The organism is Synechococcus sp. RedBA-s (assembly GCF_024345495.1).
Taxonomy (GTDB): domain Bacteria; phylum Cyanobacteriota; class Cyanobacteriia; order PCC-6307; family Cyanobiaceae; genus Regnicoccus_A.
In genome coordinates, this window is sequence record NZ_JAGQBF010000060.1 from 1 (window position 1) to 6582 (window position 6582).

Below are 6582 nucleotides of genomic sequence, written 5' to 3' on the forward strand. Positions count from 1 at the left end.
GCTTGTCAGCCATGAGCCCGCCCCAGCCCCGCTGCAACCCTCTGATCACCTGGACAAAAAGAGCTGCTGTGGCGCTGGCTCTGCTGCTCGTCCTAGGGCTGCAGCCCGGCCCGGCCCTAGCCCTCAACGATGCCCAGCAGCTGGTGGTGGAGGCCTGGCGGCTGGTCAACCAGAGCTATGTCGACCCCACACGTTTTGAAACTGTTCACTGGCGGCGCCTGCGCCAGAAGGCCCTGGAGCAGCCGATCGAAACCAGCACCGAGGCCTACGACGCCATCGCCTCGATGCTCGAGCCGATCGGCGATCCCTACACCCGGCTGCTGCGCCCCGCCGATTACAGGGCGCTGCGTGCCACCACGGAGGGAAGCGTCAGCGGCGTCGGCCTGCAGCTGAGCCTCGCGGAAGACGGGCAGGGGATCGTGGTGATCGCGCCGCTGGATGGATCACCGGCCGCCGAAGCCGGCATCAGCTCGGGCAGCGAAGTGCTGGAGGTGGAGGGAGAATCCTGCCGGATCCTTGGGCTGGAGGCCACGGCCGCTCGGCTGCGGGGTGCGGCAGGCACCAGTTTGCAGCTGCTGATCCAGCCCCCCGACCCCGAGGCGGAACCCAGGCTGGTGTTGCTCAGGCGGCAGCGGGTGGAGTTGCAACCCGTACGCACCAGGCTGCTCAGGCGCGGGGGCCATCTCCTGGGCCTGCTGCGCATCACCCAGTTCAGCGAGCCGGTTCCCGCTGGGGTGCGGGAGGCTCTCCAGGGTTTCGCTCAGGAGGGCGTGGAGGGGGTGATTCTTGATCTGCGCAACAACTCCGGCGGTCTTGTGGAGGGGGGAGTGGCGGTGGCCAATGCCTTCCTCGCCGCCCAGCCGATCGTGGAGACCATGAACCGCGAAGGATTGAGTGAGCGAAGGCAGGCTGCGGCCGGCCAGCTGTATGGCGGTCCGATGGTCACCCTGGTGAACGGGGGCACCGCCAGCGCCAGCGAAATCCTGGCAGGCGCCCTCCAGGACGACGGCCGCTCACCCCTGCTGGGCAGCCGCACCTTCGGCAAGGGGCTGATCCAGACGTTGATCAACCTGGGTGACGGCAGTGGCCTGGCCGTGACCGTGGCCCGCTACCTCACCCCCAGCGGCCGTGACATCCAGAACCAGGGCATCGCGCCCGACCGGTTGCTGCCCCAGCCGGAACCCCTCAATCCCGGCGGGGATGACGACCCCTGGCTGGAGCTGGCCGCCGAGCAGCTGCTGCCGGAGCTCCCCCCGACATGAGCCAGCGCACGTATCACGATCCCCTGCACGGAGCGATCCGGCTGGAGCGCAACGATCCAGCCGAAGGCCTGGCCATGGAGCTGATCGACACGGCCCCCTTCCAGCGCCTGCGCCGGATCCGTCAGCTGGGGCCGGCGTTCCTCACCTTCCACGGCGCCGAGTCGAGTCGCTTCACCCATTCCCTGGGGGTGCTGCATCTGGCGCGGCTGGCCCTGCGCCAGCTGAAGCGCCAGGCCCCCCAGCTGGCAGAGGATCAAGGGGTCCTTTACGCCGCGGCTCTCCTGCACGACGTGGGCCACGCCCCGCTCAGCCACTCAGGCGAGGAGATGTATGGGCTGCGCCATGAAACCTGGTCAGCCCGGCTGGTGCGGGAGCACCCCGCCCTGCGGGAGCCCCTCGAGCGCCATGCCCCAGGCAGCGCCGATGCCGTGGCCGACCTGCTGGAGCACGGCATGCACCGCCAGCCGGCACTGGCCTCCCTGGTGAGCGGCCAGCTCGATTGCGACCGGCTCGATTACCTGTTGCGGGACAGCCACAGCACCGGTACCCGCTATGGCCAGCTGGACCTGGAGCGGATCCTGGGGGCCCTGACCGTGGCTCCCGACGGCAACCTGGCGCTGCACCCAAAGGGACTGATGGCGGTGGAGCACTACCTGGTGGTGCGCAGCCTGATGTACCGCAGCCTCTACAACCACCGGCTCAATGTGGTCTGCAACTGGTTGCTGACCCAGACGATCCAGCTGGCCCGCCGCCTCGGACCTGAGGGCGGCGTCGACGCCGATGCGGTGATGGCGGCATGGCTGTGGCGCCCTGGGAGCCTCGACCTGGAGAGCTACTTGGCCAACGACGACCTGCGCACGGGCTATCACCTGGTGCGCTGGCGGGAGGAGGGCCCCACTGACCTGAAGGAGCTCTGCGGGCGCCTGCTGGATCGGCGGCTGCTGCGAGCCAGTGACGTCAGCCACCTGGCGGCCGGTGGGCGGCTGGAGCTGCTGGCCCTGGCCCAGCGGCTGAGCGAGGCAGCCGGGTTGAAGCCCAGCCTCTGCTGCGCCCTGCAGCAGCGTCAGAACCGTGGCTACGACCCCTACAAAGGTGGGCTGCGGCTCTGGGATGGGGACTCTCTGGCAGCTCTGGAGGAATGCTCCCCCCTGGTGGCCAGCCTGGTGAAGCCGGTGGAGCTGGCCTGGTTGATCCACCCCCCCGAGGTGAGTGAAGCCCTGCGGGAGCAGGCCAGGGCCCTGGGGGGCAGGGGCCATGGCGCTGCCTAGGTTGGGCTCCTTCGCATGCGGCGATGGCTGCTGAGTTCGTGCCTGCCGCCCGTAGCGGCCTGCCCCACCAGCTACTGCTGCCGGCACCGGGCCCTGAGGCTGCTCCCCTGCCCCAGCAGCTGCAGCGGGGCCTCAATGGGGTAAACGGCAGCGGAGCCTTGCTGCTCCAGAGCGGCGACTGGCTGCTGACGGTGACCGAGCTGCGAGCCCTGGAGCGACAGCTGGCCGCCCACCAGCTCCAGCTGATCGGCGTGGCTGGCCGCCAGGCACTCACCCTGGCGGCGGCGGCGGCCATCGGCCTGGCCACAGACCTGCAGCTAGCGAGCGCCCCAGAAGCCGGTGCCCTCTCCGACCCCAGCCCCGATCTGGTGATTCAGCGGGGCACCCTGCGCTCCGGCGATCACCTCCAAGTGCAGGGCACGGCCCTGGTGCTTGGGGATGTCAACCCGGGCGCCCGGGTCAGCGCCGGCGCGCACGTGCTCGTATGGGGCCGGCTTCGGGGGGTGGCCCATGCCGGCTGCCACGGTGACCCCAATGCCAGGATCGTGGCCCTGCAGCTGCGGCCCCTGCAACTGCGCATCGCCGCGGTGATCGCCAGGGGACCGGAGGAATCCCCACCGCAGGGGCACTGCGAACAAGCCCGCCTGGTGGATGGGGTGATTCGCATCGATCCAGCCGAGCCGAGCTGGCCGCCCTTCAACGGTTGATCACCCCCAACCCCCCCAGCAACCCGGCCACAGCCATGAACCACAGCGGCGAAAGGCGGGTGCGCAGCATCAACACGCACACCGCGATCGACACCGCATAGGCCGGCAGACCATGGTTGGAGGTCTGAAGGATCTTCACCCCTACAGAGAACAGGATCCCCAGAGTGATCGGCCCCATCCCCCTCTCGAAAGCAAGGCGCCAGGGGGAATCCTTCAGCATGTTCCAACTCAGGCTGGCCAGCACCATCAGCAGGGTGGAGGGCAGCAGCACCGCCAGCTCAGCGGCATAGGCACTCAATAGGGCCCAGAGCGGGCCCTCTCGCCAGGCGGCCCCCATACCGAGCAGACCGACAATCATCGAGCTGGGGCCCGGAGCCGCCTCCGCGAGCGCATAGAGATCAGCGAACTGCGAGGGGGTGAGCCAGCAGTACTGATCGACGCTGAGATGGTGGTACTCCGCCAGAAGAGTGTTACCACCGCCCAGGGAAAACAGCGACAAAGAAAGAAAGGTTCTGATGACCTCCAGTAACTGGCTCCAGTCTCCCTGGCGCAGCTGAGTGCAGGCCTCCATCATTTCGAAGCCACCCCCCCGGGCGAGCCTGGCCGCGGCCAATACCAGGCCATCGCCACTGGCCCTGCCACCAGCACCAGGGGGATCAGACGAACCTGAACCACGACCAGAGCCACAAAGGTGGCAGCCGCCAGTGCCAAGGCGATTGGGTCGCGCCAGTAACTGCCCAGAATCCTGAATCCCATCGAGAGGGCCATCCCGGCAGCCGCGGCCACCACCCCGGCCAACACTCGATCCACCGCCGGGATCTGGTGCACCTGGAAATAGATCAGCCCCAGCGCCATCAACAAACTGAACGGAGTCAGCAGAATGCCGGCCAGAGCGGCCATCGCCCCAGTTAGGCCTTGGAAGTAGGCGCCGATATAAACGGCCATATTGATCTGATTGGGCCCGGGGAAGAGTCGGGCCACCGTCAGGCCGGTGAGGAACTGCTCATCGCTCATCCAGCGTCGCTGGTCGACAACGATGCGCTGGCTCCAGGCCGAGAGGCCCCCACCAAAGGAGGAGAGGGCCACCTGGGCCATGCCGATCAGCAACTGGCGATGGTTGGGCGGCGGTGAGAGGTTGGTCACTCGTGAACGAAGTGGGGATCGGGAGGCAGCTCGCCAATCTCGTGCTGGGAGGGATCCAGGGGATCGGGCGCGCGATACTTTTTGGCGCGGTCCCAGTCGTGCTGAAAGGTGTCCTTGAGGCGTGACACCACTTGAGGGGCGTCGGTTTCGATGCCCAGCTCCCGGCGAAGGTCGAAGGCACTGCGGTCGATGTTCATGGAACCGATCAGGGCAGAGACCCCATCCACAAGGATCAGTTTGGCGTGGAGCTTGAGATGCTTCTGCCGGCGTACCTTGACCCCGAAGCGGTCCATCAGCCGCAGGGAAGCGAAGGTGTCGTAGATGTCCCAGTCGCTGATTCCGTGCTTGCCGCCACAGAGCACGCGCACCTTCACGCCCCGCTCACGGGCGGAGATAATCCGCTCAAGAATCACAGCGTCAACAAATTTGGGATGTTGGATCCAGAGCGTGCGCTCGGCAGAATCCACCAGTCGCGCCATCTGTCCACGGCTGTGATAGCTACTCCAGACCAGGCCAACCTCCAGATTGGGCTCGAAGAAAGAACGTCGCCAGTCGGCCTCAAAGCCGGCGCGCACCTGCTCAACCACAGAAGCGGAGGTGCTGACGACCGCATAGTCGCGCGTCTGGGTGAAATACTTATCCGCAAAATTGAAGGTGGCGATCAGGGCCAGATGATCGTCAACCACCATGGACTTCTCATGGGTCACCGGGAAGGAGTCACTGGTCCATGACACATCCAGGCCTGCTGCATGCAACCTGGCGAAAGTCTGATCATTCCAGCGGTCCCCTCCTGATGTGTGGGGATTGAGCATCACACGAACAACCACCCCCCGTGCATGGGCCCGCATCAGCGCCTCCACCAGCGCCTCGGACTGCAGCTTGAACTGCTTGAGCAGCAACTGCTCACTGGCCTGATCGATCAACTTCACAACGGCTTCGATGCCGTCGTCGGGCATCACCAGCAGGCGTTGCTGGAATCCGGGCTGATCCAGCGGGGGCTGGCCGGGGATGGGGGTCATAATCAGAGGCATGTCTGGCGAACCCGTGACGAGCACACAGAGCCGCGTGATTCTGATCTGTTCCGGCAAAGGTGGTGTCGGCAAAACCACGCTTACGGCCAACCTGGGCGTTGCCCTGGCCAAGCAGGGGGCCCGCACGGCTGTGCTCGACGCCGACTTCGGCCTGCGCAACCTTGATCTGTTGCTGGGGCTGGAGAACCGGATCGTCTACACCGCCCAGGAGGTGCTCTCCGGAAGCTGCCGCCTGGAGCAGGCCCTGGTGAAGCACAAGCAGGAGCCCAACCTCTCGCTGCTGCCGGCCGGCAACCCCCGCATGCTCGAGTGGCTGACGCCCGAGGACATGAAAAAGATCACGGGTCTGCTGGCTGAGCAGTTCGACTACGTCCTGATCGATTGCCCGGCGGGCATCGAGGACGGCTTCAAGAATGCGGCCGCCGCCTGCCGTGAAGCCCTGGTGGTGACCACCCCGGAGGTGTCGGCGGTGCGGGATGCCGACCGGGTGATCGGTCTGCTGCAGACCCGCGGGATCGAGCCGATTCAGCTGGTGCTCAACCGGGTGCGTCCGCGCATGATGGCCAACCAGGAGATGCTCTCGGTCAGCGATGTCACCGACATCCTGGCCCTGCCGCTGTTGGGCCTGGTGCTGGAGGACGAGCAGGTGATCGTCTCCACCAACCGGGGCGAGCCGCTCACCCTCAACGGCAGCCGTTCCCCGGCGGGCCAGGCCTACACCAACGTGGCCCGCCGCCTGCGTGGTGAAGAGGTGCCCCTGGCCGACCCCTCCAAGGAGGGCCAGGGCCTGCGCGCCAAGCTGGGGCGCCTGATGCACACCAAAATCTTCTGAGCCGCGATGACCTTGCGCGATTTCATCGACAAGCTGCTCGGTCGTCAGCCCGCCAGTGCGGGCATGGCTCGCCAGAGGCTGCAACTGGTGCTGGCCCACGACCGCAGCGACCTCAACCCCGAGCTGCTGGAGCAGATGCGCCGGGAAATCCTGGAGGTGGTCTCCCGCTACGTGGAGATCGATCTGGAGGAAGGGGACGTGAGCCTGGAAACCGAGGACCGCGTCACCGCCCTGGTGGCCAACCTGCCGATCAAGCGGGCCCGCCCGAAACCACTGCCCCCAGGTGGCGATCCCTCTGTGGCCACCATCTGAAGGCGCGCCCGAGCCCCCCCCCTACCC

The 6582-nt window shown here is 66.8% G+C and carries 8 protein-coding genes; 5 read left to right on the top strand and 3 right to left on the bottom strand.

Going from position 1 to position 6582, the window contains the following annotated elements; genetic code table 11:
* Window positions 1-11: 11 nt before the first annotated feature.
* Genes ctpZ through minC form a run of 3 tightly spaced genes read left to right on the top strand, consistent with a single transcriptional unit; the run spans window position 12 to window position 3237 of the window.
* Window positions 12-1262 (top strand): carboxyl-terminal processing protease CtpZ, encoded by a 1251-nt coding sequence (gene ctpZ / locus KBY67_RS14580; RefSeq protein WP_255111820.1) that lies wholly within the window; start codon window positions 12-14, stop codon window positions 1260-1262.
* Complete coding sequence (locus KBY67_RS14585; RefSeq protein WP_255111813.1) at window positions 1259-2530, top strand: HD domain-containing protein; 1272 nt, start codon at window positions 1259-1261, stop codon at window positions 2528-2530. Before ctpZ ends, KBY67_RS14585 begins: the two co-directional genes overlap by 4 nt.
* Before the next feature lie 23 nt (window positions 2531-2553).
* Window positions 2554-3237 carry a septum site-determining protein MinC gene (gene minC / locus KBY67_RS14590; RefSeq protein ID WP_255111814.1) on the top strand — a complete coding sequence of 228 codons (684 nt, stop codon included), beginning with the start codon at window positions 2554-2556 and terminating at the stop codon, window positions 3235-3237.
* Here the strand turns inward: minC and KBY67_RS14595 are convergent.
* The 3 genes from KBY67_RS14595 to KBY67_RS14605 are packed head-to-tail and all read right to left on the bottom strand — an operon-like array spanning window position 3227 to window position 5399.
* Complete coding sequence (locus tag KBY67_RS14595; RefSeq protein ID WP_315855605.1) at window positions 3227-3811, bottom strand: chromate transporter; 585 nt, start codon at window positions 3809-3811, stop codon at window positions 3227-3229. The two genes, minC and KBY67_RS14595, sit on opposite strands and share 11 nt — an antisense overlap.
* Window positions 3808-4380, bottom strand: coding sequence for a chromate transporter (locus KBY67_RS14600; protein WP_255111816.1), 573 nt, complete (start codon window positions 4378-4380; stop codon window positions 3808-3810). The genes KBY67_RS14595 and KBY67_RS14600 overlap by 4 nt, the downstream gene beginning before the upstream one ends.
* Entirely contained in the window at window positions 4377-5399 is a 1023-nt protein-coding gene (locus tag KBY67_RS14605) for a phosphatidylserine/phosphatidylglycerophosphate/cardiolipin synthase family protein (RefSeq protein ID WP_255111817.1), read from the bottom strand. Before KBY67_RS14605 ends, KBY67_RS14600 begins: the two co-directional genes overlap by 4 nt.
* A 10-nt stretch (window positions 5400-5409) precedes the next feature.
* On the opposite strand from KBY67_RS14605, the gene minD reads away from it, so the two are divergent.
* Together minD and minE are read left to right on the top strand one after the other, a co-directional pair.
* A complete protein-coding gene (minD, locus tag KBY67_RS14610) occupies window positions 5410-6243 on the top strand; it encodes a septum site-determining protein MinD (RefSeq protein ID WP_255111818.1) in 834 nt (277 codons plus the stop codon).
* Between the two features lie 6 nt (window positions 6244-6249).
* Window positions 6250-6555 (top strand): cell division topological specificity factor MinE, encoded by a 306-nt coding sequence (gene minE, locus KBY67_RS14615; protein WP_255111819.1) that lies wholly within the window; start codon window positions 6250-6252, stop codon window positions 6553-6555.
* The last annotated feature ends 27 nt before the right edge of the window (window positions 6556-6582 follow it).

Bases quoted from the DNA above. Each gene is read 5' to 3' on its own strand.
- ctpZ (WP_255111820.1), top strand. From the start codon at position 12: ATGAGCCCGCCCCAGCCCCGCTGCAACCCTCTGATCACCTGGACAAAA.
- KBY67_RS14585 (WP_255111813.1), top strand. From the start codon at position 1,259: ATGAGCCAGCGCACGTATCACGATCCCCTGCACGGAGCGATCCGGCTG.
- minC (WP_255111814.1), top strand. From the start codon at position 2,554: ATGGCTGCTGAGTTCGTGCCTGCCGCCCGTAGCGGCCTGCCCCACCAG.
- KBY67_RS14595 (WP_315855605.1), bottom strand. From the start codon at position 3,811: ATGATGGAGGCCTGCACTCAGCTGCGCCAGGGAGACTGGAGCCAGTTA.
- KBY67_RS14605 (WP_255111817.1), bottom strand. From the start codon at position 5,399: ATGACCCCCATCCCCGGCCAGCCCCCGCTGGATCAGCCCGGATTCCAG.
- minD (WP_255111818.1), top strand. From the start codon at position 5,410: ATGTCTGGCGAACCCGTGACGAGCACACAGAGCCGCGTGATTCTGATC.
- minE (WP_255111819.1), top strand. From the start codon at position 6,250: ATGACCTTGCGCGATTTCATCGACAAGCTGCTCGGTCGTCAGCCCGCC.